General features: G+C 37.5%; 30 protein-coding genes and 5 tRNA genes. 23 read left to right on the forward strand and 12 right to left on the reverse strand.

Features of this window, described 5'->3' with window-relative positions:
• Window position 1: 1 nt before the first annotated feature.
• From trpB to OOZ15_RS07085, 12 genes are all read right to left on the reverse strand, one after another.
• Window positions 2-1,183 carry a tryptophan synthase subunit beta gene (gene trpB / locus OOZ15_RS07030; RefSeq protein WP_265955334.1) on the reverse strand — a complete coding sequence of 394 codons (1,182 nt, stop codon included), beginning with the start codon at window positions 1,181-1,183 and terminating at the stop codon, window positions 2-4.
• A complete protein-coding gene (locus OOZ15_RS07035) occupies window positions 1,180-1,797 on the reverse strand; it encodes a phosphoribosylanthranilate isomerase (protein ID WP_265955336.1) in 618 nt (205 codons plus the stop codon). The genes trpB and OOZ15_RS07035 overlap by 4 nt, the downstream gene beginning before the upstream one ends.
• A complete protein-coding gene (trpC, locus tag OOZ15_RS07040) occupies window positions 1,794-2,579 on the reverse strand; it encodes an indole-3-glycerol phosphate synthase TrpC (RefSeq protein ID WP_265955338.1) in 786 nt (261 codons plus the stop codon). Before trpC ends, OOZ15_RS07035 begins: the two co-directional genes overlap by 4 nt.
• A gap of 48 nt (window positions 2,580-2,627) precedes the next feature.
• A complete protein-coding gene (locus OOZ15_RS07045) occupies window positions 2,628-2,987 on the reverse strand; it encodes a four helix bundle protein (protein ID WP_265955340.1) in 360 nt (119 codons plus the stop codon).
• 71 nt (window positions 2,988-3,058) lie between these two features.
• The gene (trpD, locus tag OOZ15_RS07050) at window positions 3,059-4,051 is read right to left on the reverse strand and encodes an anthranilate phosphoribosyltransferase (protein ID WP_265955342.1); all 993 of its coding nucleotides are present in this window, start codon (window positions 4,049-4,051) and stop codon (window positions 3,059-3,061) included.
• A gap of 125 nt (window positions 4,052-4,176) precedes the next feature.
• Window positions 4,177-4,812 carry an anthranilate synthase component II gene (locus OOZ15_RS07055; protein WP_265955344.1) on the reverse strand — a complete coding sequence of 212 codons (636 nt, stop codon included), beginning with the start codon at window positions 4,810-4,812 and terminating at the stop codon, window positions 4,177-4,179.
• 73 nt (window positions 4,813-4,885) lie between these two features.
• On the reverse strand, window positions 4,886-6,349 hold the full coding sequence (locus tag OOZ15_RS07060; RefSeq protein ID WP_265955346.1) for an anthranilate synthase component I family protein: 1,464 nt from the start codon (window positions 6,347-6,349) through the stop codon (window positions 4,886-4,888).
• 263 nt (window positions 6,350-6,612) lie between these two features.
• A complete protein-coding gene (locus OOZ15_RS07065) occupies window positions 6,613-7,002 on the reverse strand; it encodes a DUF1573 domain-containing protein (RefSeq protein WP_265955348.1) in 390 nt (129 codons plus the stop codon).
• Window positions 6,987-8,180, reverse strand: coding sequence for an NHL repeat-containing protein (locus OOZ15_RS07070; protein WP_265955350.1), 1,194 nt, complete (start codon window positions 8,178-8,180; stop codon window positions 6,987-6,989). The genes OOZ15_RS07065 and OOZ15_RS07070 overlap by 16 nt, the downstream gene beginning before the upstream one ends.
• Before the next feature lie 339 nt (window positions 8,181-8,519).
• Complete coding sequence (locus OOZ15_RS07075; RefSeq protein WP_265955352.1) at window positions 8,520-9,092, reverse strand: YceI family protein; 573 nt, start codon at window positions 9,090-9,092, stop codon at window positions 8,520-8,522.
• A gap of 137 nt (window positions 9,093-9,229) precedes the next feature.
• Window positions 9,230-9,862, reverse strand: a complete 633-nt coding sequence (locus OOZ15_RS07080) for an NAD(P)H-dependent oxidoreductase (RefSeq protein ID WP_265955354.1) — start codon at window positions 9,860-9,862, stop codon at window positions 9,230-9,232.
• A 50-nt stretch (window positions 9,863-9,912) separates the two neighbouring features.
• Entirely contained in the window at window positions 9,913-10,362 is a 450-nt protein-coding gene (locus OOZ15_RS07085) for a MarR family winged helix-turn-helix transcriptional regulator (protein ID WP_265955356.1), read from the reverse strand.
• 215 nt (window positions 10,363-10,577) lie between these two features.
• Between OOZ15_RS07085 and OOZ15_RS07090 the strand changes: the two genes are divergently transcribed.
• The 23 genes from OOZ15_RS07090 (at window position 10,578) to rplL (ending at window position 25,000) form a co-directional block, all read left to right on the forward strand.
• Window positions 10,578-11,129, forward strand: a complete 552-nt coding sequence (locus OOZ15_RS07090; protein WP_265955358.1) for a TlpA disulfide reductase family protein — start codon at window positions 10,578-10,580, stop codon at window positions 11,127-11,129.
• An 18-nt stretch (window positions 11,130-11,147) separates the two neighbouring features.
• Window positions 11,148-11,762, forward strand: coding sequence for a thioredoxin family protein (locus OOZ15_RS07095; RefSeq protein WP_265955360.1), 615 nt, complete (start codon window positions 11,148-11,150; stop codon window positions 11,760-11,762).
• Between the two features lie 89 nt (window positions 11,763-11,851).
• Entirely contained in the window at window positions 11,852-12,166 is a 315-nt protein-coding gene (locus OOZ15_RS07100; protein WP_265955362.1) for a rhodanese-like domain-containing protein, read from the forward strand.
• A 283-nt stretch (window positions 12,167-12,449) separates the two neighbouring features.
• Complete coding sequence (locus OOZ15_RS07105) at window positions 12,450-13,718, forward strand: DUF2851 family protein (RefSeq protein WP_265955364.1); 1,269 nt, start codon at window positions 12,450-12,452, stop codon at window positions 13,716-13,718.
• 35 nt (window positions 13,719-13,753) lie between these two features.
• Window positions 13,754-13,981 (forward strand): PspC domain-containing protein, encoded by a 228-nt coding sequence (locus OOZ15_RS07110; protein ID WP_265955367.1) that lies wholly within the window; start codon window positions 13,754-13,756, stop codon window positions 13,979-13,981.
• Window positions 13,982-14,144: 163 nt separating this feature from the next.
• Window positions 14,145-15,797, forward strand: a complete 1,653-nt coding sequence (locus OOZ15_RS07115; protein ID WP_265955370.1) for an alanine/glycine:cation symporter family protein — start codon at window positions 14,145-14,147, stop codon at window positions 15,795-15,797.
• Window positions 15,798-15,828: 31 nt separating this feature from the next.
• Complete coding sequence (locus tag OOZ15_RS07120) at window positions 15,829-16,674, forward strand: ComEA family DNA-binding protein (protein ID WP_265955375.1); 846 nt, start codon at window positions 15,829-15,831, stop codon at window positions 16,672-16,674.
• 35 nt (window positions 16,675-16,709) lie between these two features.
• A complete protein-coding gene (locus tag OOZ15_RS07125; protein WP_265955575.1) occupies window positions 16,710-17,849 on the forward strand; it encodes an acyl-CoA dehydrogenase family protein in 1,140 nt (379 codons plus the stop codon).
• Window positions 17,850-17,967: 118 nt separating this feature from the next.
• Window positions 17,968-18,162: a 30S ribosomal protein S21 gene (gene rpsU, locus OOZ15_RS07130; RefSeq protein WP_265955379.1), complete on the forward strand. Its 195-nt coding sequence runs from the start codon at window positions 17,968-17,970 to the stop codon at window positions 18,160-18,162.
• Window positions 18,163-18,272: 110 nt separating this feature from the next.
• The gene (locus OOZ15_RS07135) at window positions 18,273-19,166 is read left to right on the forward strand and encodes a tyrosine-type recombinase/integrase (protein WP_265955381.1); all 894 of its coding nucleotides are present in this window, start codon (window positions 18,273-18,275) and stop codon (window positions 19,164-19,166) included.
• Window positions 19,167-19,202: 36 nt separating this feature from the next.
• Window positions 19,203-19,505 carry a ribosome hibernation-promoting factor, HPF/YfiA family gene (gene hpf / locus OOZ15_RS07140; RefSeq protein ID WP_265955383.1) on the forward strand — a complete coding sequence of 101 codons (303 nt, stop codon included), beginning with the start codon at window positions 19,203-19,205 and terminating at the stop codon, window positions 19,503-19,505.
• A gap of 89 nt (window positions 19,506-19,594) precedes the next feature.
• Window positions 19,595-19,668 (forward strand) — tRNA-Thr (locus tag OOZ15_RS07145).
• A gap of 417 nt (window positions 19,669-20,085) precedes the next feature.
• Window positions 20,086-20,168, forward strand: a tRNA-Tyr gene (locus tag OOZ15_RS07150).
• 62 nt (window positions 20,169-20,230) lie between these two features.
• A tRNA-Gly gene (locus tag OOZ15_RS07155) sits at window positions 20,231-20,303 on the forward strand.
• A 251-nt stretch (window positions 20,304-20,554) separates the two neighbouring features.
• Window positions 20,555-20,626: transfer RNA gene (locus OOZ15_RS07160), tRNA-Thr, on the forward strand.
• Between the two features lie 56 nt (window positions 20,627-20,682).
• On the forward strand, window positions 20,683-21,870 hold the full coding sequence (gene tuf, locus OOZ15_RS07165) for an elongation factor Tu (protein ID WP_265955385.1): 1,188 nt from the start codon (window positions 20,683-20,685) through the stop codon (window positions 21,868-21,870).
• Between the two features lie 69 nt (window positions 21,871-21,939).
• Window positions 21,940-22,010, forward strand: a tRNA-Trp gene (locus OOZ15_RS07170).
• A gap of 20 nt (window positions 22,011-22,030) precedes the next feature.
• Window positions 22,031-22,216, forward strand: a complete 186-nt coding sequence (gene secE / locus OOZ15_RS07175) for a preprotein translocase subunit SecE (RefSeq protein ID WP_265955387.1) — start codon at window positions 22,031-22,033, stop codon at window positions 22,214-22,216.
• 19 nt (window positions 22,217-22,235) lie between these two features.
• Window positions 22,236-22,787, forward strand: coding sequence for a transcription termination/antitermination protein NusG (gene nusG / locus OOZ15_RS07180; protein WP_265955389.1), 552 nt, complete (start codon window positions 22,236-22,238; stop codon window positions 22,785-22,787).
• Window positions 22,788-22,868: 81 nt separating this feature from the next.
• Complete coding sequence (rplK, locus tag OOZ15_RS07185; RefSeq protein ID WP_265955390.1) at window positions 22,869-23,306, forward strand: 50S ribosomal protein L11; 438 nt, start codon at window positions 22,869-22,871, stop codon at window positions 23,304-23,306.
• 19 nt (window positions 23,307-23,325) lie between these two features.
• A complete protein-coding gene (gene rplA / locus OOZ15_RS07190; protein WP_265955391.1) occupies window positions 23,326-24,018 on the forward strand; it encodes a 50S ribosomal protein L1 in 693 nt (230 codons plus the stop codon).
• A gap of 26 nt (window positions 24,019-24,044) precedes the next feature.
• Window positions 24,045-24,566, forward strand: coding sequence for a 50S ribosomal protein L10 (gene rplJ / locus OOZ15_RS07195; RefSeq protein ID WP_265955393.1), 522 nt, complete (start codon window positions 24,045-24,047; stop codon window positions 24,564-24,566).
• A gap of 56 nt (window positions 24,567-24,622) precedes the next feature.
• Window positions 24,623-25,000, forward strand: a complete 378-nt coding sequence (gene rplL, locus OOZ15_RS07200) for a 50S ribosomal protein L7/L12 (protein WP_265955395.1) — start codon at window positions 24,623-24,625, stop codon at window positions 24,998-25,000.
• The last annotated feature ends 27 nt before the right edge of the window (window positions 25,001-25,027 follow it).

Here is a 25,027-nt window from a genome sequence, read left to right on the forward strand (position 1 = left end):
ATTACAAATTGAAATAATCGATATACGTGTTTAAATCCTTATCGCCCCTACCAGACAGGTTGATCACCACAACATCATTTTCTTTAAATGTTTTGTGTTTAAAAACTGCCAACGCATGTGCACTTTCAATGGCAGGAATGATCCCTTCGGTTTTGGATAACTCCAATCCGGCCTTCATGGCATCGTCATCGGTAATCGAATAAAACTCACCTCTTCCCGAACGATACAAATGGGCGTGTAACGGGCCGACTCCCGGATAATCCAATCCGGCAGAAATGGAATAAGGCTCTGTTATTTGTCCGTCGTCGGTTTGCATCAACAGTGTTTTACAACCGTGAATGATGCCTTCTTTCCCGAGTACAGATGTAGCAGCACTCTCACCTGAATTGATTCCTTTTCCGGCAGCTTCAATGGCTACGATACCCACATCGGGATTGTCGAGAAAATGATAATACGCTCCGGCAGCATTACTTCCTCCGCCAATACAAGCGATGACATAATCGGGATTTTCACGTCCCTCTTTTTCCTTCAGTTGCCATTTTATTTCTTCGGAAATAATACTTTGAAAACGGGTCACCATATCAGGGTAGGGATGTGGCCCAATAGCCGAACCGATAATGTAGTGGGTATCCACCGGATTGTTGATCCAATCTCTAATGGCTTCGTTGGTCGCATCTTTCAAGGTTCTGCTCCCTGACAAGGCTGGCCTTACTTCGGCACCGAGCATTTTCATACGGGCTACATTTGGCGCTTGTCTGGCAATATCGATCTCACCCATATACACCACACATTCAATTCCCATCAAGGCACAAACCGTAGCTGTGGCCACACCGTGTTGTCCGGCACCGGTTTCGGCAATGATACGGTTTTTTCCAAGGCGTTGCGCCATTAAAATCTGTCCGATGGTATTGTTGATCTTATGCGCACCGGTATGGTTGAGGTCTTCCCGCTTCAGATAGATCTTTGCTCCGTATTCTTCTGATAATCGTTCAGCAAAATAAAGCGGGGAAGGACGCCCTACATAATCTTTTAGTAATTGTTGGAATTCGTTTTGGAACTCCGGTTCTGCCATCACTTTTAAATAGTTTTGGCGTAACTCTTCCACGTTTGGATAGAGCATTTCCGGGATGTAAGCCCCGCCAAATTCGCCGTAATATCCTTTATTGTTGATATTGTAACTCATATTTTTACTTTATCGATAAATTGCTTTAGTTGTTCTATGTTTTTTTGCCCCGGGGCTATTTCAAACTTGCTATTCACATCAATAGCGTGAATGGGAAGCTTCGGGTCGACCTGTTTTAGCTTTTCAGTATGCTCCAAACCGATACCACCACTTAAAAAGAAAGGTTTTTTAGAGGGATAATCGGATAGGAGTTTCCAGTTGAACGCATAACCGTTTCCACCGGGAAGCTTTCCTTTGGTATCGAATAAATAATAATCAACCACGTTTTCGTAAGGGCTCAATACAGAAAAATCAAATTCGTCTTTGACGGAGAATACTTTGATCAACTCGGTTTCACAAGATCGCTCCCTGATCTCCTCGCAAAACCCCGGCGATTCATTTCCATGTAACTGAACAGCGTCGAGTCCGTAGGTTTTTATTTTTGATACAATATCTTCAACTGAAGCATCCACAAAAACTCCTGTCTTTTTAATGTTTTCAGGAAGTTTGGGGATTTCACCTTCAAAATAACGAGCGGATTTTTCGTAGAAGATAAACCCAAGGTAGTCCGGTTGCAATCCTGCAACGGATTTCATGTTTTCCGGGTATTTCATTCCGCAGATTTTCAGTTTCATTGCGCTAGCGTTTTTATAAATTCAGTCGCACTTACTCCGGGATTGTCGGTTTTCATAAAATTCTCTCCGATCAAAAAACCTTGATATCCGTATTGTTGTAACTCTTTGATGGCTTCTATATTGCTAATGCCACTTTCTGATACTTTTACAAAATCGTTCGGGATTTTTTCAGAAAGGGATTTGCTAATGTCGAGGTTCACCTCAAAAGTTTTTAGGTTGCGGTTGTTAACACCGATCATGTCCAGGCTTGGCATGATCGATTTGTTTAATTCTTCTTCGTTATGAACTTCCAGTAATACATTCAAACCAATGCTTTTTGCCATTTCTGAAAAGGTTTTGATTTTCTCTTTGCTGAGAATGGCTGCAATCAACAGAATGACATCAGCACCAAAGGCTTTAGCTTCAATAATTTGATAAGGATCAATAATGAATTCTTTTCGCAATAATGGAATATCGGCTGATGCCCTTGCCAGCAATAAATCATCAAGAGAACCTCCAAAATATTTTCCGTCGGTGAGGATCGACATGCCACAAACCCCAGCATTTTCATAGCCTTTTGCAACATCCTGTACATTCAAAGATTGGTTGATAACTGATTTGGAAGGCGAACGTCGTTTGTGTTCAGCAATAATTCCCGTATTGCTTGCCTTTAATTTCTCAGTCAGCGAATTTGCTTTTCTGTCAAACAAAACCGAAGCTTCCAGCTGTGAAACAGGAATGAGGGTCTTTTTGAGGTTAATTTCTTTGCGTTTATCGGCTACTATTTTGTCTAAAATGTTCATATGTTGTTATTGTTGTCCGGAGTCGGAAGACCGAAGTCCGAAGTTATATTATTTGATGTTTTTTCTAAATGCAATCATCATGTTCATTGAGTTAAAAGCTTCATCATAAAGCATATAAAATTTTTCTGTCGGTATATATTTTCTCCTTTTAGCCTTATGTAAACAGGTGATAACTTCAGCTAGAGATCGTATAGCATACCCCATGAACTTTTTAAACTCGGGATTGGTTTGCCCAGTAGAGCCTTCAGCTATATTTAATGCAATTGAGTCTGCCGCCCTCCTTATTTGAGAGCTAAGGTTGTACATTTCCTTTTGCGGAAAAAGTTCAGCTATATCATTAATGGTTTCACCATAATCCATGGCTTTCTGCCAAATGATGATCTTTTCAAACTTAAATTTTGGTTCCATAATTTTAATATACCATGTTTAATTTTTAATCATTTAACTCCCGACTCCCGACTCCCGACTCCCGACTTTCATCACGCACTCAACCCCTGTAATTTCTGGAATGCACCCAAGCCTTTCCCGGAAAGCAGGGATTCTTTTGCGGTTTCAAAACCTTCCTTCGGACTTAAATCTTTTACGGTGGCGATGGCCATTCCGGCATTAGCACAGACCACATTGATTTGGGCTTCGGTTCCTTTTCCGCTTAGGATATCCATGAATATCTTTGCAGAGGCTTCAACAGTTTCTCCTCCGGAAATATCATTCTGTTTGTGTTCTTTCACGCCAAAATCTTCTGCAGTTAACATTTGTTCGGTGTGATTCCGAATGGCTTTGGCCGGTCCGGTAAGGGAAATTTCGTCATAACCATCCAAAGCATGAAGGATGGTGTATTTTTTATCCGTTTTTTGATACAAATAACTGTATAAGCGTGCCAATTCCAAATTAAAAACACCCACCATTTGATTTTTCGGAAAAGCCGGGTTCACCATGGGGCCGAGCATATTGAAAAAGGTTTTAACTCCTAATTCTTTTCTAATTGGGGCTACATTTTTCATAGCCGGATGGAAGAGGGCAGCATGTAAAAAACAGATACCTGCTTCGTCGACAGACCTTTTCAGGAAATCATTATCGTTGGAGAATCTAATGCCGAGAGATTCCATCACGTTGCTGGAACCACATTTGGAGGAAACGCCATAATTCCCATGCTTGGTGACATGTACTCCGGCACCGGCCGTAACAAAAGACGCCAAAGTGGAAATGTTGAAGGTGTCTTTGCCATCACCCCCTGTTCCGCAGAGGTCGATGGTGTTGTAGCCATCCAGGTTTACAGGGAGACACAGTTCTAATAAAGCATTGCGGAAGCCTTCCAGTTCATCGATAGTGATATTCCGCATCATATAAACGGTTAAAAATGCGGCAATCTGGCTGTGATTGTACGATCCGTTTGAAATATTAACCAGTACATTCTTGGCCTCTTCTCTCGAAATGGTTTCGTGATTGATGAGTCTGTTGAGTATTTGTTTCATGTCAATTTTATTGTCCGAGGTCGGAAGTCCGAAGTCGGAAGTTATTTGGTGTTTCTTCTACAAGCGTATTTTAATTTTATTATACCCTAATCTAATCTTCGTTTTTATTTGGTTTGCTTCGGACTTCAGGCTCCCGACTTCTGACTCCTTAACCAATTCTCTAAAATCTTTTTTCCATCGGGTGTTAAAACAGATTCGGGGTGATATTGTACACCTGTTACATCATATTCTATATGCCGTAGTGACATCACTTGTCCGTTTTTATCATAAGAAGTTGCCTTCAAAACATCGGGTAATTTGGGATCGACTACCCAACTGTGATATCTTCCCACTTCAATTTCTTTTGGAAGCCCCTTGTAGATGGGATCGTCTTCTACAATTTTGATTTTAGTGGCTACCCCGTGATATACTTCTTCGATATTAATAAGTTCTCCCCCGAAAACTTCTCCGATGGCTTGTTGTCCCAAACACACCCCAAAAATACTTTTTGTCGGAGCGTATTTTTCAATAATGGGTTTTAAAAGACCGGCTTCGTCCGGGATTCCCGGTCCGGGGGAAAGCACAATTTTTTCAAAAGGTTCTACTTCTTCCAGGCTTAAACGATCATTTCTTTTTACGGTAACTTCATACCCCAGATCCTCTAAATAGTGAACGAGGTTGTAGGTAAAACTGTCGTAGTTATCTATGACTAGAATCCTCCTCCCCAACCCTCCTCCAAAGGAGGAGGGAGATGATGAACCGATTGTTTTTTCTGTATTCATTATATGTTAAAATTTTAATTTTTCAAGTTTGGTACAGTTCCCCTCCCTCATGGGGAGGGGTTAGGGGTGGGGATTATATATTTTCAGCCATGTGCATGGCTTTTATCAATGCACCTAATTTGTTGTATGTTTCCTGTAACTCATCTTCCGGTTTTGACTCCGAAACAATTCCGGCGCCGGCTTGATAATACAACTCGTGGTTTTTACTTAAAAATGTGCGTATCATAATGGCGTGGTTAAAATTCCCATCAAAATCCATAAATCCAATGGCTCCGCCATAATAATCGCGGCTGGTAGCTTCATATTTATCGATCAGCTGCATGGCCATGTGCTTTGGTGCGCCGCTTAGTGTTCCTGCTGGAAATGTATCGGCTACCACCTGCATGGTTGGTATTTCTTTCTTTTTTTGTCCGGTAACTTTGGAAACCAGATGGATAACATGAGAGAAAAATTGTACTTCACGATAAGTTTCCACTTCTACGGTATTGCCGTTTCTACTCAAATCGTTTCGCGCGAGATCAACCAACATTACATGTTCGCTGTTTTCTTTTTCGTCTTCAGAGAGTTGTTTGGCCAATTCGGCATCTTTTTCGTCGTTTCCGGTACGTTTGAATGTCCCTGCGATAGGATGAATTTCAGCTTTGTTGTCTTTTACCACCAGTTGGGCTTCCGGCGAACTTCCAAAAATTTTAAAGTTTCCGTAGTCGAAATAGAAAAGGTAGGGTGACGGATTGATAGATCGAAGCGCTCGGTAAACATTGAATTCGTCACCTTTGAATTTTTGTGAAAAGCGTCTGCTCAACACCAATTGGAAAACATCACCGCGATGAGCGTGTTTTTTTGCCAAATCGACCAAGGTTTTATAATCCTCGTCTTTCAATTTGGAAACAGGATCTCCTTCTCTTTGAAAATTATATGAAGCAAAGTTTTTGGCTTGTATGAGTTGATAAATAGCATCAATATTGTTGTTGTCATCATGTGAGTGACAAAAAATATAGGCTTCGTTTTTGAAGTGGTTGATGGCGATGATATTTTGATAGATGGCATAATAGATATCCGGAATGTTCAAGGATTCTTTATCATTGGTAATTTCGATATCTTCAAAATACTGCACCGCATTGTAGGCCATATATCCGAAAAGACCATTGTTGATGAATTTAAAATCGTTTTTATCGGCCTTAAAATCCCCGGCAAAAGCTTCAATAACAGCCGGAATATTCATTTTTTTGGTTATTTCTTCTTCGGAATTGCTTCCGTCGGGATATGTTTTTGAAACTATATTGTTTTCAACCTTAATGGAAGCAATGGGGTTAAAACAGATGTATGAAAAACTGTTGTCGTTGGCGTGATAATCACTACTTTCCAAAAGGATACTGTTCGGAAAGCGATCCCGGATCTTAAGGTAAACACTAACAGGGGTTATGGTGTCTGCCAGTATTTGTTTGTAATGGGTTTTTAACTGATAGCCCTCACCCCCTGGGGCCCTCTCTTTCGGAGAGGTGGAGTTTGTCTGCCTGTTGTTTTTATCTTTTTCCATGGTTGTTTTTTAATTTTTTTATGATGCGTTAGGTTTTTATATGTCCTCTGTCTGTTTCCCCCTTCCCTTTGGGGAGGAGTTAGGGGTGGGGACAAAAAAAAAGCTTGTCGTGATGACAAGCCTTTTATATTTTTATTAAAAAATACTTATAGCAATGTTCCCTCACGACTTCTGACGTAAGTTAAACCACCACCAAGTATTTCTTCTTATTGTTCTCATTGATGAACCAAATATAGGAATGAAATTTAATTTATCCAAGAAAGTTAATTTATTTTAAGAGTTAACTTATGAAATTTGGATTTAGTATTTGCTTTGACAACAGTATGTAGCTTTTTTTTTATATAGTTGTTTGTACTTATATACTTTAATTTAATATGTCCCGAATCATTTGGAAAGATGCTATTTTTTGAATATTCAAAATCGATACAGCTACAATCTGGTATAACACTTTCAATAATGAGTGGGACATCCCCTATATTTTTAAAATTATATTCAGCTTTTATAGTGTCGTTTTTTGAAATTGTTTCTACTGTTATAATTTTTGTATTAAAAGCTATATTTGTAGTAGGAGTATTCTCTTTTGCTTCTTTTGTATGTTTGGCACATCCAAAGAATAATAAAATGTTTATAGTAATTATTATCTTAGATAGCATGGGGCTTTAAATTTGAGTACATATATTATTTCCTTTTCATCATTAATGTAGGGGTTGGAATAAAAATATCCATCTTTGTAATACATTACTTTGAATTTTTTAGGAACATCAATATTGAGGATTAAGGACATGTTTTTATATACTTGTAACCCGTCAATAGATTCATCATTTTTGGTATAGCTCCGAAATAATATAATATCATTTTTATTTTCGAAAATTTTTATACTTGAATAAAGACCTTTTAAATGTCGATTTTTGTTATTTAATTGCCTAAATAATTGAGGATTATATGAACTTATTTCTGAATAAGTATTATCCATATTTGTACCTGAATTTCCAAATGTATGTAGAATTTTAAAATCTCTATTATATTTATAAATTAAAGAATCAATTTCAAATGAAACATAAAAGTTGTTTTGTGAATCAATGTCAAAATATGTCGAAGAATAATGAGGTAAAAAATGATAATTACTTAATTCGGGAGTTCTTCTCCCTAAAATACGATTAACAGATACATTATAAACATTTGAAAAATCAATTTCGGCAATAATTCTACTTTCTTTATAATATTTTTCATGAATTAAACCGTTAAAATCTTTGTGTTCTGAGTATATTGGCACATAATTTTTATATTTATATCCTTTTGTTTCTGTATTGTTGAAGTCAAAAGAATATATAGCCTTCTCATTAGGATTTAAATCTCTATAGTTTTTAGCATGACCATATGGTATATCACTATTCCAATTAAAAAAACCTTCCGTTATCTTTTCCCAACTTTTATTGAAAATATGAACATCATTTTTGGTTCCGTAAAAAACTTTCATACCATTCGGAAAGAAATAATACCTTTTAATTTGATTAAGGTTTATTTCATCTGTATTATTTCCAATTCCTAAATACCTATTTAAATATTTACCATCGTAATTGAACGAAAATACATAACCAAATCTAAAATCTATAAAATAAATTTCATTTTTATTGTAAGCAATATCTCCTTCATAAGAAGAATTAATTTTTTCAAAGCGTAAAGTATCCATTTTAACCTTATGGAAGGAGAGTAATTGTGTGTTTGAATAATTTTTTGATAAAAAAAAGGATTCTTTTTTTGAATTATCATCCAATTTTTTGCAAGAAAAAAGCAAAAATATAATTAACCAAACAGGGAAATACAATTTCATTTTCTAAATCATGAAGAGATTTTTACTTCTGACAATAATAAAATTCAATTTGTGCAATCTCCAGTTCCAGCACTACAATGATAACCTTTTCCAGGATCTCTTACTGAACCGCACTGATTTCCACTTCCATTTGATTCGCAATAGCCGCCTAGATTACAATAACATGACGTGTCTCTTAAGTTTTCTATAAAAAAATCCTTTTTCTCTGGATTGTAATTAAGCTTATAAAAGCTGCTATTTATTATGAGAATTGATAATAAAAAACAGATTCCAATAAAATTTTTCATGAAATACATATACATATGTTGATTATGTTCTTAACAAAGGAAGGAAAAAAAATTAAAAAAACAAATATACTTCTATATCAAACTCATCATAAATTAAATTATCTCCTAAGTTTTCAAAGAAGTTTCCGGATTTATACGAAATGTCATACTTAGTTCGATCAACTTTTACTGTAGCAGTAGCTTTATTTCCGTAAACAGAAAGATCAAAAGTTACCGGATTTGTTTTACCTTTTATAGTAAGGTCTCCTGTTACTTCATAGGCGTTTTTACCGGCTGCTTCCACTTTTGTGATTTCCAAAGTAGCGGTAGGGTAGTTTTCGACACCAAAGAAATCATCAGACTTCAAGTGACCGTCTAATTTGGTTTTGTAGTCTCCTTCAAGATCTGTAGATCCAAGTGTAGTCATATCTACCGTAAAGTTTCCACCTACAAGTTTGTCACTGTCAAATTGAAGTTCGCCACTCTTTAACGCAACAGTACCTTCGTGGGAACCGGTTACTTTATAACCTTTCCAAGTGACTTTACTTTTTTCAGTGTCTACTTTTTTAGTTTCAATGTCGGTAAATGCAGCTGTTCCAAATACAACGGCTAAAACCATAACAGATTTAAAAATTCTCTTTTTCATGTGTATATTATTTATTTGTTTTACAAAGGTCACATGGAACACCCAATATTTTGCTTGTTTGTATTAAAAGAAGCTTTTTTGTGGGTGTTTCATGTTTGTTTAATTTATTTATTGCGATTTATAATTTAAGATTCTATTTATAAAGTGATGAATAATTCATCTTTTGGTTTTCTTACTTTTTTATAATGTTGGGTTTCATCTTCTTCAGATCTATAACCAATTGTAGCAATTACCGAAGGGGTTAGGTTCTTTTCGTTCAATCCTAAAATTTCGGCTAATTGAGCTGCATCAAAACCTTCCATCGGACAAGTGTCTATTTTAAGATCAGCTGCCGCTGATAGCAAATTCCCAAGAGCAATATAAGTTTGCTTGGCTGTCCATGCATTCCTTGAGTCTTCGGGAAGAGGGTTGATGGAATTCTTCATCAAATCTGAATAGCCTTGTAGTGCTTCGAGCTCCAGTCCGCGAGTTTCGCTTACGTTTTTGATGTAATGATCGATATCTACTTCACCAAAATTGTTGATGTTGGCAAATATTACGATATGTGATGCATCAGTAATTTGAGGTTGATTCCAAGCAGCCGGTTTTAGTTTTTCTTTGATTTCCGGATCTGAAATCACTAATACTTTATAAGGTTGCAATCCATAAGAAGAAGCAGAAAGTTGGATGGCTTCTTTTAGTGTTTCAATGTCCTGATCTGATACTTTTTTAGTAGCGTCAAATTTTTTAGTGGCATATCGCCAGTTCAAGTTTTCGTTGTATGTGCTCATAACTGTTGTTTTAACTTTAATTGTATATACAAATGTTTATTTAAATTTTTTTAATTTCTAAGTTTTTCCAAAAGCATATTGAATTCTTCAAGATCTTTTGGTGAAAGGTCTTTAATAATCTCTTTTTCTGCCTTATGAACAGCCTCACTCATCTTAGCGAGGGCTTTGAGACCTTCATTGGTAATGTAAATTTCTATCTTACGCCTGTTTTGTTCACAGGTGCAACGGTTTACGTAATCTTTTGCGATAAGTTTGTCAACCAAACGAGTGGTATTACTCATTTTATGGATCATTCGTTCCTGAATGGTACTTAAATTAGCAGGCTTCCCTTTTTGTCCTCTTAATATCCGTAACACATTAAATTGTGGTGAAGTAACATCAAAAGGTTTGAGTACATCCGATATTCTGTCACCTATCACGCTGGCAGTGTACATAAGGTTAACAACCGTTTTTGAATGATCGGTCATTGCATTTGTCTTTATGATGTTTTCTATTTTCACGCGTTTGAATTTTAATAATTTTAAACATCACCTTTTGTGAAAAAATGTCTAAAACTTATTAATGTTCATTTCAATTGTATTTACAATAATTGTATGTACAAATGTATTGTAAAAAATGAAACCACCAAATTTTTTAACGTATAAAAAAATGTTAAATTTCATCTTGCTTTGTTTCCTATTCATACATTTAAAGGCGCTAACTAAACATGTTGAAAATGAAATGGATAATTGTCGTTACATCCTTATGTTTTGTCGTGGGGTGTAAAAGCGAGAAGACAGAAGACAAAAGCTTTGTTTTAAGTGAGTTTTCAGAAGTACAGCCCATGAATATTATTGAGGCAGAAAATTTCTCGATACCTGTATACGACTTTGATGGCTTTGAGAAGTTGATGAATAACAACAAAGACAAAACCTATGTTGTTAACTTTTGGGCTACTTGGTGTAAACCTTGTGTGAACGAATTGCCTTATTTTGAACAGCTTTATACAGAATATAAAAAAGAGGGTGTAGAAGTGATTTTGGTCAGTTTGGATTTCCCTAAAAAAGTAAATGAGATACTTATTCCTTTCTTGGAAGAAAAAAAACTCAACAGTAATGTGGTGTTGCTGGACGACCCAAAACAGAATCATTGGATACCAAAAGTAGATAAAGATTGGTCGGGTGCCATACCGGCAACTGTAATAATTAATGAAAATAAACGTTCTTTTTATGAAAAATCTTTTACCTTTATAGAACTAGAGGATGAAGTGAAAGATTTTATTAAATAACCAGCAAACCAATACATTATGAGGACAATAAACACATTGATAATCGTTGTTGTCGCATTGTTTTTATCAGCATTCTCACCGCCGGATAAATTTAACGACGGTTATGAGGTTGGTGATAAAGCGACCGATTTTGAATTGAAGAATGTAGATGGCAACACGGTGTCTCTATCAGACTATAAAGATGCTAAAGGATTTTTGGTGATCTTTACCTGCAATAGTTGCCCATATGCGAGGGCTTATGAAGACAGGATCATTGCATTAGATAAAAAATATAAGGAGAAAGGCGTTCCCGTAATTGCCATCAATCCGAATAATCCGGAGGTGCAACCTAAGGATAGTTTTGAAGAGATGAAGGTAAGGGCTGCGAATAAAGGCTTTACATTTCCCTACCTTTTGGACGAAGGGCAAGAGATATTTCCCGTTTATGGAGCACAAAGAACACCGCATTGTTTTCTGCTTGAAAAAACAGATGAAGGCAATATCGTGAAATATATAGGTGCCGTTGATGATAATTATCAGGATGCGGATGATGTTGAAGTCACCTACGTGGAGGATGCCATCAATGCTATGCTTGACAATAAAGAAATAGAGATCAAGAACACCAAAGCAATTGGTTGTTCAATTAAAGTATAATCCACAGGATTTGTTTAATTTTGTAATCCGAAGTTTAATAGCTTCGGATTTTTTTAATCGTAATTGTTGGAAAACTATTAATCAAAATTATGGAAGATTTAACTCAGGAAGAGTGGGTAGAACAGTTAAAAAATGACGACAATGCTGTGATATTGGACGTTCGTACCGAAGAAGAAGTAGATGAAGGCTATATACCAAATGCTATCAATATAGATATTTATAAAGGACAAGGGTTTTTGGATGAGGTTGAAGAATTGGACAAATCCAAAAACTATTATGTGTATTGTCGTTCCGGGAACAGGAGTGGACAAGCCTGCATGTTGATGGAACAATTGGGCTTTGAAAATGCCTACAACCTGCTTGGTGGTTTTAAGGAATGGGAAGGTGATGTGATTGAAGAATAAACTTTTTCTTCTGATACTAAAAATTTCCCGCAAGCCTGCCTATCAGTAGACAGACTTGTATCGGGGTTCCTATTCACCTCTTCCGCCTTAGGCGGATCAGAACTGCCATTTTTGGCAGTTCCGGGCGAGATTAAATAAAAAATCAGTATCTTTTTTCGAAATTTTACTCACTAAGTGAGGTTTTACCCCGATAATTATGTCGAAATGTTTTTTTAGGTTTCTACCTAGTGTCTCGCTTGTCGAGGTATGGTTTGCATACGAAGTGAGTTTTTAAGTTATTATTTTGAAAGAAGATTTTTTGCATTATATCTGGAAGTTTAAAAAGCTTCCAACATCACAGTTGTCTACAGAAGAAGGAGAAAACATAACTCTTATTTCCATAGGGACTCATAACAGGAATGCCGGCCCCGATTTTTTGAATGCACAACTTCGCATCGGTGAACAACATTGGGCGGGGAATGTGGAAATACATTTAAAATCGTCTGATTGGTATTTGCACAACCACGAAAAGGACCCGGCCTATAACAATGTTATCCTTCATGTGGTATGGGAACATGATGTTGAGGTTTTCAATCAGAGTAATGTAGCGATACCCACCTTGGTGCTGAAAGATAGGGTTAAAGAAGAAACCCTAACGACCTATCAACAGTTTTTACATCAAAAAACGGGTTTTATCAACTGTGAAAAATCAATAAATACCATAGATGAATTCCTTCGGAAGCGTTGGTTGGAACGTCTGTTCTTTGAACGCCTCGCTTCAAAATCAGCATTTATAGATCAGGAATTGGAAGATGCAACACAGGATTGGGAAGCCGTGTTGTTTAAAATGTTGATGAAGAACTTCGGACTCAAGGTCAACGCTGATGCGTTTCATGATATAGCCTGTCATTTGCCTTTTTCCGTAGTGCGGAAAAACAAGGATAATCTTTTTGCCCTGGAAGCTTTGCTTTTTGGGGTTTCCGGTTTGTTGGAAGGGGAGTCGGTCGATACTTATTTCACCACATTAAAAAAAGAATACACCTATTTGAAGAAGAAGTATCAACTCACCAATTCGTCGGTTGCTGTTCAGTTTTTCAAGCTGCGTCCGTCTAATTTTCCCACCATTCGTTTGTCACAAATAGCAGCTTTGTATCATAAAGAGAGTAGTCTTTTTCAGCAGCTGATGCAGGCAAAATCACCCGCAGCACTTTATGAGTTGTTTCAGGTATCGGCCTCGACCTATTGGGATACACATTATACTTTTGACAAGGAAAGTAAAACCCAAAGGAAAAAGAAACTCACCCGGAATTTCATTGATCTTCTGATTGTAAATACCGTGGTGCCGTTAAAATTTTGTTACGCAAAATCTAAAGGGGAAGACGCAAACGAAGCACTTTTAAAGCTGATTGAAGGGGTGAAGAAAGAGGAAAACACCATCATTTCCAGTTTTGAAAACACAGGCTTGCTACCCAGCTCGGCACTGGAAAGCCAAGGACTGTTGCAGCTCTATAACAACTATTGTACAAAAAATAAATGCCTGCAATGTGAAATAGGTGTAAAATTAATGGGATGAGTGTGGTATATTTGTAAAAGACTTAAAAAACAACATTGAATTTCTTCCAAAACATACGATCCTATTTTGAAAAACACGGATATGCAGTTTCTTCCCGTTTGGCAGACCGGCTTGGGATGAAAGCCAAAAATGTGCGCTTGTTTTTTATATATGTCTCCTTTGCTACTTTGGGCGTGTGGTTTGCAGTTTATCTTACTTTAGCCTTCGTACTGAAACTCAAAGATATGGTGTACACAAAACGAACTTCAGTTTTTGATCTATAGAAAGCGCCTTTTTTGTTAAAAAAACGTGAAATAAAAACGTAGGTGTTAGGTTTTTATATACTTGAAAATCATATTTAATAGGTAAAATTTGAATAAGAATCTTTTTTTTATGATATTGCCCGTCAGTTTAAAATAATAAAAATTTAACCTAAACTTCATTTTTATGAGAAAAGTGTTTCTCTCGATTTTCACAATTTTACTTTCTTCTCCAATTGCATTATTTGCGCAAGAGCAACAAAGTACTTCAGCACAAATAGATGAAACGTTTAAGCAATACACACAATGGTTTGTTGATGCTATTTTTTACGAAATTCCCTTTACAGACGATTTTCAGGTTCCATGGGTGTTAATTGTGTTAATAGGTGGGGCGACTTACTTTACCATATATTTTAAACTGGTGAATATTACCCATTTCAAGACAGCAATAAGGGTAACAAGAGGTAGGTATGAAGATATTGAAGAACATGGAGTAGATACTTTATATGGAGATCCTACCTCTAATGAAGGTGGAGATATCCCGGAAACCCTTAGGGATGAAGATAAAGCAGAAGGTGAAGTCTCCCACTTCCAGGCTTTAACAGCAGCATTATCTGCAACAGTTGGTTTGGGTAATATAGCCGGTGTGGCTGTGGCTTTATCTATTGGAGGTCCCGGGGCTACATTTTGGATGATTATAGCCGGATTATTAGGAATGTCATCCAAATTTGTTGAATGTACGCTTGGTGTAAAGTATAGGGATGTAGGAGAGGACGGTACCATATACGGAGGTCCGATGTATTATTTGACTAAGGGGCTCAAAGAAAAAGGAGCTGCAGGTTTTGGTAAAATATTGGCAGTGTTATTCTCTATATTTGTTATTGGAGGTTCCTTTGGTGGTGGAAATATGTTTCAGGCCAACCAGGCAGCGGCTCAGTTTGTGAAGTTGGCAGGTATAGAAAATGCAAATGGCGGACTTTACTTTGGGATAGTCATGGCTATATTGGTAGGGGTTGTCATTATTGGAGGAATTAAAAGAATTGCTTCGGTTACAGAAAAAATAGTTCCCTTTATGGCTGTGATCTATGTATTGGCAGGAATAGTGATTTTAGGTATAAACTTTAATGCAATAGATGATGCTTTTGCTTTGATTTACGAAGGTGCCTTTTCCGGATTAGGGATTGCAGGTGGTCTGGTTGGAGTTATGATTCAAGGGATCCGCCGGGGAGCATTTTCTAATGAAGCCGGGGTGGGTTCAGCAGCAATAGCACACGCGGCTGTACGCACAAAATACCCTGCAAGTGAAGGTGTCGTAGCTATGGTAGGGCCGTTTGTAGATACAGTTGTTATTTGTACTATGACTGCCTTGGTTATTATTATAACAAATTTTGGAGCTGGTTATATGGAGTATGGAGTTGAAGTTACCGAAGGAGTAGAGCTTACAACACAGGCCTTTGATACAGCAATACCGCATTTTTCTGTCGTGCTTACCATAGCGGTAATCATGTTTGCTTTTTCTACTATGATTTCATGGTCTTATTACGGGATGCAAGGATGGAAATTCCTTTTTGGTAGAGGTAGGATTACCGACCTAATCTATAAAATACTTTTCTTATTGGCAGTTGTTGTTGGAGCATCAATCAGTTTAGGCGCTGTAATAGATTTCTCCGATGCTATGATCTTTGCTATGGTAGTGCCTAACATTATAGGTGTTCTATTATTAACACCTGTGGTTCGTAAAGAACTGAAAAGATACATGACTGCCATCAATAAAAAAGAGAGGGCCATTAAAAACGGTGCCGAAGACAGGACGAAAAGCTATAAGGATCTTGAGGGCTAAAAAAGACAATGGTTTAACATAATTGTTCCTTGTGAAGAGCATAAAATCCCATTTCGTTTTTAATAAACAAGAGCGAAATGGGATTTTCTTTTTACTGTTCCTTATTGTAGTTTTTCAATCTGCTTGTTTTTTTATTGATTTTTCTGATGTACCTGAAGAGAAACTCTTGGCGCTTCAAAAGCAGGAGGACATCTATAAGAAGAATATTGAAACGAAGCATAGTGATACGCTAAAAATCTATCCATTCAATCCCAATTACCTGAATGATTTCAAAGGGTATGTTTTAGGAATGAATATAAAAGAGATAGACAAGCTTTTAACCTACAGGGCTGAAAATAAATATGTGAATTCCACCGGCGAATTTCAGGAAATAACCGGAGTTTCTGATTCTTTGCTACAGATCATTTCCCCTTATTTTAAATTCCCAAAACGAAAGAAATTCGTTCACAATTACACTCCAAAGAATGAAGTTGTTGAGAAAAGGGATTTGAACACGGCCACGCTTGAAGATTTGAAAGTCGTTTACGGAATAGGTGATAAGCTTTCAGAACGGATAGTGAAATACAGGACTCTGCTCGGCGGATTTTCTGTTGATGGCCAGTTGAACGAGGTTTATGGCCTGTCGGAAGAAACAATCGCTATGGTTTTAAAGCAGTTTGGAATTAAAGAACCTCCAAAGATCGAAAAGCTGAATGTGAATAAAGCCTCGTTGAAACAACTGAGCCGTTTGCCTTATATTGATTACGCTATTGCTGAAAAAATTGTATCTTATAGAACCGACCGCTTAAAAATTGATTCAATTGAACAGTTAGCAAAAATTCAGGGTTTTCCTGATGAAAAATTAAATAGAATTCAATTATATTTGACGACCGATTAAAATTGTGAAAAATGGAACTGGATATAGCGGCACAAATGAATTTTGACTATACTGAAACACAGCAGCTTATTGCTGATTCGGCAAGGGATTTTGCCAATCAATATATAAAACCTCATGTCATGGAATGGGATGAAACCCAGACTTTCCCGATCGAGGTTTTTAAAAAAGCAGGCGAGTTTGGCTTTATGGGGATTCTTGTCCCTGAAGAATATGGTGGTGCTGGACTGGGGTATCACGAATATATTGCCATTCTGGAGGAGATTTCAAAAGTAGATCCGGCGATAGGGCTGTCGGTTGCAGCCCACAATTCGTTATGTACAAACCACATCCTTGAGTTTGCTAATGATGAACAAAAATCGCGCTGGCTGCCGAAATTGGCGACTGCTGAGTGGATCGGTGCATGGGGTTTGACCGAACACAACACAGGATCTGATGCCGGTGGGATGGACACCACTGCTGTAAAAGATGGTGATGAATGGGTGATCAATGGCGCCAAAAATTTTATTACCCACGGTATTAGTGGCGATATAGCTGTGGTCGTTGTAAGAACCGGAGAAAAAGGTGATTCCCATGGAATAACAGCTTTTGTTGTTGAAAAAGGCACTCCCGGTTTTTCAAGCGGAAAAAAAGAAAACAAACTCGGTATGCGTGCCAGCGAAACAGCAGAACTGATCTTTCAAGATTGCCGTATTCCCGATGCCAATAGGCTCGGAGAGGTAGGCGATGGTTTTATTCAAGCCATGAAAGTATTGGATGGTGGAAGAATTTCCATCGGCGCACTCTCTTTGGGGACAGCCAAAGGGGCCTATGAAGCTGCTTTAAAATATAGTAAAGAACGGGTTCAATTTGGGAAACCTATCTCAGAGTTCCAAGGAATTTCTTTTAAGTTGGCAGACATGGCTACCGAAATAGAAGCTTCTGAATTGTTACTGCACAAAGCTGCTTTTGAAAAGAATGCGGGGAGAAAGATGACCAAGATTGGTGCCATGGCAAAAATGTATGCCTCGGAAGTATGTGTTAAAGTGGCCAATGAAGCTGTACAAATTCATGGCGGTTATGGCTACACCAAAGATTTTCCCGTGGAAAAATTCTATCGTGATGCCAAACTTTGTACCATAGGTGAGGGAACTACCGAGATTCAGAAATTGGTGATCTCGCGGAATATTTTGAAATAACAATATGTAGTTTGTTGATATACAGAAGTTGAGGGTGTGTAAAATTTTTATTTTTTTGTTTTTCAATTTAAATTAATTTTTATCTTTGCCGCCGTAAAAGAAAGGAGGTGGTCAACTTATGTTAATTATACCAATAAAAGAAGGAGAAAATATAGACAGAGCGCTTAAGCGTTACAAGCGTAAATTTGATAAAACCGGAAGGATGCGTCAACTACGTGCCCGTAAGCAGTATGTAAAACCTTCTGTAGAAAGAAGAGCACAAATACAAAAAGCTGCTTATATCCAAAATTTAAGAGACCAAGAGGAAATCTAGTATTCCCTCATCAAGCTTATACAATTTGAATCCCACTTGAATAAGGTGGGATTTTTTTGTTGCATTCACTATAGAAATTGTTTTTAGTATCTTTGATAGAAACCCGAAATATGGCTTTTAAAGAATTTCTCGAATACCTTCAGCTTGAAAAAAATTATTCCAAGCATACGGTTACAGCCTATAAAAATGATCTGGGATCGTTTTTAGGGTTCTGTGAAGAGGAATTTGACGAAAAATCAATCGATAATGTCAATTATTCACAAATCCGTTCTTGGATTGTGATGTTGGTCAACAATAATATTTCCAACAGAAGTGTCAACAGGAAAATAGCTTCGCTAAAAGCATACTATAAATTTTTGCTGAAGACCAAGCAAATTAAGATTAATCCGCTTTCCAAACACAAAGCTTTAAAAACTCCAAAAAAAATAGAAGCCCCTTTTTCACAAGAAGAAATGAAAAAAGTCTTGGAAGAAATGGAGTTCGGGGACGATTATGAAGGTCAGCGGGACAAATTGATCATAGAGATGTTCTATGCTACCGGAATGCGCCGCAGTGAACTTGTAAATTTGAAAGTTGGCGATGTAGATTTTTCCAATAAGACCATAAAAGTGCTGGGAAAAAGAAATAAGGAACGTTTTGTACCGTTGTTACCATATATAGAGTCCATTGCAAAAGAATATATGGAAAGCAGGAAAGCGATAAGCACGCCCAACTCTAAAGATTACTTGTTTTTGCGTAAGGGGGGTGATAAAATTTATGAAACACTTGTTTATCGCATAATAAATAATTATTTTAGTGAGGTATCAACTAAATTAAAGAAAAGCCCACATATACTAAGGCACACTTTTGCAACACACTTGCTTAATCAAGGAGCTGATTTGAATTCAGTAAAAGAGTTGTTGGGGCATTCGAGTTTATCATCGACACAGGTGTACACACACAATAGTATGGCTGAGTTAAAAAAGCAGTATGGTATAGCACACCCAAGGAATCAAAAATCCTAACCGCTATTATTGTTTAACCCTTAAAATTTAGACGAAATGGAAGTAAACACTCAATCTGTCAACTTTAATGTGGATAAGAAGTTACTGGACTTTATCCAAAAAAGATTAGATAAGCTAGATCATTATTATGATAGGGTTGTTTATTCTGATGTGTATTTAAAGGTTCAGAACACCAGCGAAAAAGAGAATAAAATTGCCGAAGTGAAAGTGCATGTGCCCGGAGATGAATTTATGGTGAAAAAACAGTGCAAATCCTTTGAAGAGGCAATTGATTGTGCAGCCAATTCATTAGAGCGAGTACTTAAAAAAAGGAAGCATAAATTGAGGAGTCATATTTAGATAAAAATTTTACATATTTTATTTTGTAAAAAGAATAATTTATATACATTTGCAGTCCGTTAGAAATAGCGGACTTTTTTACTGTAAATGCCGATGTAGCTCAGCTGGCTAGAGCAGCTGATTTGTAATCAGCAGGTCGTGGGTTCGAGTCCCTCCATCGGCTCAGAAATATTGAAATTAGCTCAAGGGAAATATGAGAGGTGGAGATGTTTGGTTCTTTGTTTCATAGTAGGGGTGAGAAGCCTGTCCTGAGCGAAGTCGAAGGGAGTCCCTCCATCGGCTCAAAAAAAGATAGAAAAGTAGTGGTTTTTTGAAAAATAAAATTTAATTTTGCACTCAAATTTTCACTAAGGCATAAAAAAGCATTAAATTTTTAATGCCGGTTCATAAAAATATTGGATAGGGGAGATACTCAAGCGGCAACGAGGACAGACTGTAAATCTGTTGGTTTTTTCCGCCTCAGGCGGATCGAATCTTGTTTGTGGGATGTGTGTTGTTCAGGGTTGATTCCGGGAAAGTTCTTAAAATATTGAAAAAAATAACTATCAATTATTAATGGTGCATTTTTAATTGAAATAACGGGGGGATACTCAAGCGGCCAACGAGGACAGACTGTAAATCTGTTGGTTTTTACCTTCGCAGGTTCGAATCCTGCTCCCCCCACAATCTGAAAATCACAAATTCCAAAATTAGAATTTGGAGTTTGAAAATTGGAATTTGATAATGCGGGAGTAGCTCAGTTGGTAGAGCGTCAGCCTTCCAAGCTGAATGTCGCGAGTTCGAACCTCGTCTCCCGCTCTAAAGATAAGCTCAATGCCTTTCGAGGTGAGAAGTTTATCCCGAGCATAGTCGAGGGAAACCTCGTCTCCCGCTCTAAATTGAGAAAATAGCTTAAATTGTAAGATTTGAGTTTAAGAAAAGTAGAGATGAGAAATTTATCTTAAAGAAAAAAGGTATGTTCTCTTCTCTCGTTCTAGTACTTTGAGTTTATGGTTCTTGTTTGAGGTTTTGAAGATGGTTTGTAAACTTGGAGCTTTGAACATGAATAAGCCGGTGTAGCTCAGGGGTAGAGCGCTTCCTTGGTAAGGAAGAGGTCACGAGTTCAACTCTCGTCATTGGCTCTAGTTGCGTTTAAATTTGAACACTAATATATAACTAAGATTAAAATTATTAAATCATGGCAAAGGAAACTTTCGATCGTTCCAAACCACACTTAAATATAGGTACTATTGGACACGTTGATCACGGTAAAACTACTTTAACTGCTGCTATTACTAAAGTATTGGCTGATGCTGGCTTTTCTGATGCACGTTCATTCGATTCTATCGATAACGCTCCAGAAGAAAAAGAAAGAGGTATCACCATTAATACTTCACATGTAGAGTATCAAACTGCTAATCGTCACTATGCGCACGTTGACTGTCCTGGTCACGCGGATTACGTAAAGAACATGGTTACAGGTGCTGCTCAAATGGACGGTGCTATTTTGGTAGTTGCTGCTACAGATGGTCCTATGCCACAAACGCGCGAGCACATCCTTTTAGGACGTCAGGTAGGTGTTCCAAGGATTGTTACTTTCTTGAACAAAGTTGACATGGTTGACGATGAAGAGCTTTTAGAGCTTGTAGACATGGAAGTAAGAGAATTGTTGAGCTTCTACGAATATGATGGAGATAATGCTCCTGTAATTCCTGGTTCTGCTCTTGGTGCATTGAACGGTGAGCAAAAATGGGTTGACTCAGTAATGAAGTTGATGGAAGCTGTTGATGAGTGGATCGAATTACCAGAAAGAGATGTTGATAAAGATTTCTTGATGCCTATCGAAGACGTGTTTACAATTACAGGTCGTGGTACAGTAGCTACTGGACGTATCGAGTCTGGTGTTGCTAAAACTGGTGACGCTGTAGACATCATCGGTATGGGAGCTGAAAAACTTGGTTCTACCATTACTGGTGTTGAAATGTTCCGTAAGATATTGGATAGAGGTGAAGCAGGAGATAACGTAGGTATTCTTCTAAGAGGTATCGAGAAAACTGATATCAAAAGAGGTATGGTTATCTGTAAACCTGGTTCTGTAACTCCTCACGCTAAATTTAAAGCAGAGGTTTACGTTCTTAAAAAAGAAGAAGGTGGACGTCACACTCCATTCCACAACAACTACCGTCCTCAGTTCTACGTACGTACAACTGACGTAACAGGTACTATTTCATTACCTGATGGAGTTGAAATGGTTATGCCTGGTGACAACTTGACAATTACTGTTGATTTGCTACAGCCAATTGCCTTGAACAAAGGTCTTCGTTTTGCTATCCGTGAAGGTGGTAGAACTGTAGGAGCTGGTCAGGTTACTGAAATTTTAGACTAATTTCAACAAGCATACAAGGGAAAGGGTGTCCTGCTTTTAAAGTAGTAGGACGCCTTTGAACTTGAATAAACGGGTGTAGTTCAATGGCAGAATAGCGGTCTCCAAAACCGTTGATGGGAGTTCGAATCTCTCCACCCGTGCAAATAGAAATAGAGATAAAATGGTAAATTATATAAAAGAATCATTTGAAGAGTTAAGAGCAAATGTTACTTGGCCATCGTGGGCCGAAGGGCAAAATCTGATGGTTGTAGTTGCTATTTTCTCTATACTTTTTTCATTGGCAATTTGGGGTGTTGATACAGTTTTTGCAAGACTGATCAAACTATATTTTGGCGTAATTAATTAATAATAAGACGGGTATTGCAATGGCAGAAGCGTTAGCAAAACAATGGTATGTGGTAAGAGCTGTAAGTGGTCAGGAAAACAAAGTGAAAGGCTACATAGAGCAAGATATCGCTCGTCTTGGTTATTCTGATTATGTAGATGAGGTTTTGGTACCAACAGAAAAAGTAGTTCAGATACGTAACGGAAAAAAGATAAATAAAGAACGTGTGTATTTCCCAGGATATGTGATGGTGAAAGCTAATTTGGGAGGGGAAATCGTTCACGTGATTAGATCAATAACCGGAGTGATTGGTTTTCTCGGTGAGGTAAAAGGAGGTGATCCTATACCATTGAGAAAAGCTGAAGTGAACAGAATGTTAGGTAAAGTAGACGAATTGTCGGTAACAACAGACAATGTGGCTATACCTTATGTTCTTGGTGAAACGGTAAAAGTTATAGATGGACCTTTCAACGGATTTAATGGAACTGTTGAAAAGATAAACGAAGAGAAGCGTAAGCTAGAGGTGATGGTGAAGATATTCGGAAGAAAGACACCATTAGAATTGAGCTATATGCAAGTAGAAAAGGTATAATTGTTACACATTTATATACAGATTCGTCTTTGCTTCCAGTAGATAGAGGCGTTTCGAAATTCTAAAATTTGAACATAAACAATGGCAAAAGAAGTAGGTAAAGTAGTTAAACTACAAGTTAGGGGAGGTGCTGCGAATCCGTCGCCACCAGTTGGACCCGCTCTAGGTGCTGCCGGCGTTAACATTATGGAGTTCTGTAAGCAGTTTAATGCTCGTACACAGGACAAACCAGGTAAAGTATTACCAGTTGTTATCACCGTTTACAAAGACAAGTCATTTGACTTTGTAGTTAAGACACCGCCAGCGGCAGTTCAGCTATTGGAAGCGGCTAAGGTTAAAAAGGGTTCCGGAGAGCCAAACCGTGTAAAAGTGGCGAGCGTTACTTGGGATCAAGTAAAAAGCATCGCAGAAGACAAAATGGTGGATCTTAATGCGTTTACTGTAGAATCAGCTATGAGCATGGTTGCGGGAACAGCAAGATCTATGGGTCTAACGGTTAAAGGTGCTAAACCTTTTTAAATCTTAAAAGAATCTGGAAATGGCACGATTGACAAAGAAACAAAAAGAAGCAGTAGCTAAAATTGACAGAAGTAAACTTTACTCTGTAGCAGAAGCTTCTGAATTAGTAAAAGAGATCACTAACGTTAAGTTTGATGCATCTATAGAATTGGCTGTACGTCTTGGAGTAGATCCTCGTAAAGCAAATCAAATGGTGAGAGGGGTGGTTACATTGCCTCACGGAACCGGTAAAGATGTAAAGGTATTGGCCTTGGTAACTCCTGATAAGGAAGCTGAAGCTAAAGAAGCCGGAGCAGACTATGTAGGGTTAGATGAATACTTGCAAAAGATCAAAGACGGTTGGACAGATGTTGATGTGATTATCACTATGCCAAGCGTAATGGGTAAATTAGGACCTTTAGGACGAGTTCTTGGTCCAAGAGGATTGATGCCCAACCCGAAGACGGGAACAGTTACTATGGATATAGCTAAAGCAGTAGGTGAGGTAAAAGCCGGTAAAATCGACTTTAAAGTTGATAAAACAGGAATCGTTCACACTGCTATAGGAAAAGCATCTTTCTCTGCAGAGAAAATTGCTGGTAACGTAAATGAATTGTTAGAAACATTAATGAAACTTAAGCCAACTGCGGCTAAGGGAACATATATCAAAAGTATCTTTATTTCAAGTACGATGAGTCCGAGTGTTCCTGTAGATCCTAAGGCAGTAGTTTAATTGGTAGTTATAAATTTTTTTTAATCATGACTAGAGAAGAAAAGTTAACGGTAATAGAAGATTTAACTGCGCAGTTAGGAGATAGCACAAATATCTATTTAGCAGATACTTCAGGATTGGATGCTCAAACAACCTCTAATTTACGTAGGGCTTGTTTTAAAGCAAACATCAAACTCGCAGTTGTAAAAAACACATTGCTTTCCAAAGCAATGGAAGCTTCTGATAAAGATTTTGGCGAATTACCTACAGTACTTAAAGGAAACACTTCTTTAATGTTGGCTGAAACAGGAAATGCGCCTGCAAAACTTATCAAGGATTTCCGTAAGAAATCTGAGCGACCTGTTTTAAAAGGTGCTTTTATAGAAGAAGCGATCTATATTGGAGATAATCAATTAGAGACTCTTGTAAGCATCAAATCTAAAGAGGAAGTTATTGGAGATATCATCACATTACTACAATCACCTGCTAAGAATGTTATTAGCGGACTTAAATCTGGTGGTAGTAAATTGTCTGGTATCCTTAAAACTTTATCAGAAAAAGAATCATAAAGTAGTACGCACTTAAAACAATTATATTTTAAAATTTTTATTAAAACGATAGAAAAATGGCAGATTTAAAAGATTTTGCAGAACAATTGGTTAATTTGACAGTAAAAGAAGTAAACGAATTAGCTGATATCTTAAAAGAAGAATATGGTATCGAGCCTGCTGCTGCAGCTGTAGCTGTTGCAGGTGGAGCTGCTGCCGGAGGTGGTGAAGAAGCTGAGGAGCAAACAGAATTTGATGTGATCCTTAAAGCTGCTGGAAGCTCTAAATTGGCAGTTGTTAAATTGGTTAAAGAACTAACCGGTTTAGGACTTAAAGATGCTAAAGAAATGGTAGATAGCGCTCCAAAAGCTATCAAAGAAGGCGTTGATAAAGACGAGGCCGAAGGTCTTAAGAAGTCTTTAGAAGAAGCTGGTGCTGAGGTAGAGTTAAAGTAATTTTCCTCGACAGCTCCAAGCTGTAAA

The sequence above is a fragment of the Galbibacter kalidii genome (assembly GCF_026241135.1).
Lineage (GTDB): Bacteria > Bacteroidota > Bacteroidia > Flavobacteriales > Flavobacteriaceae > Galbibacter.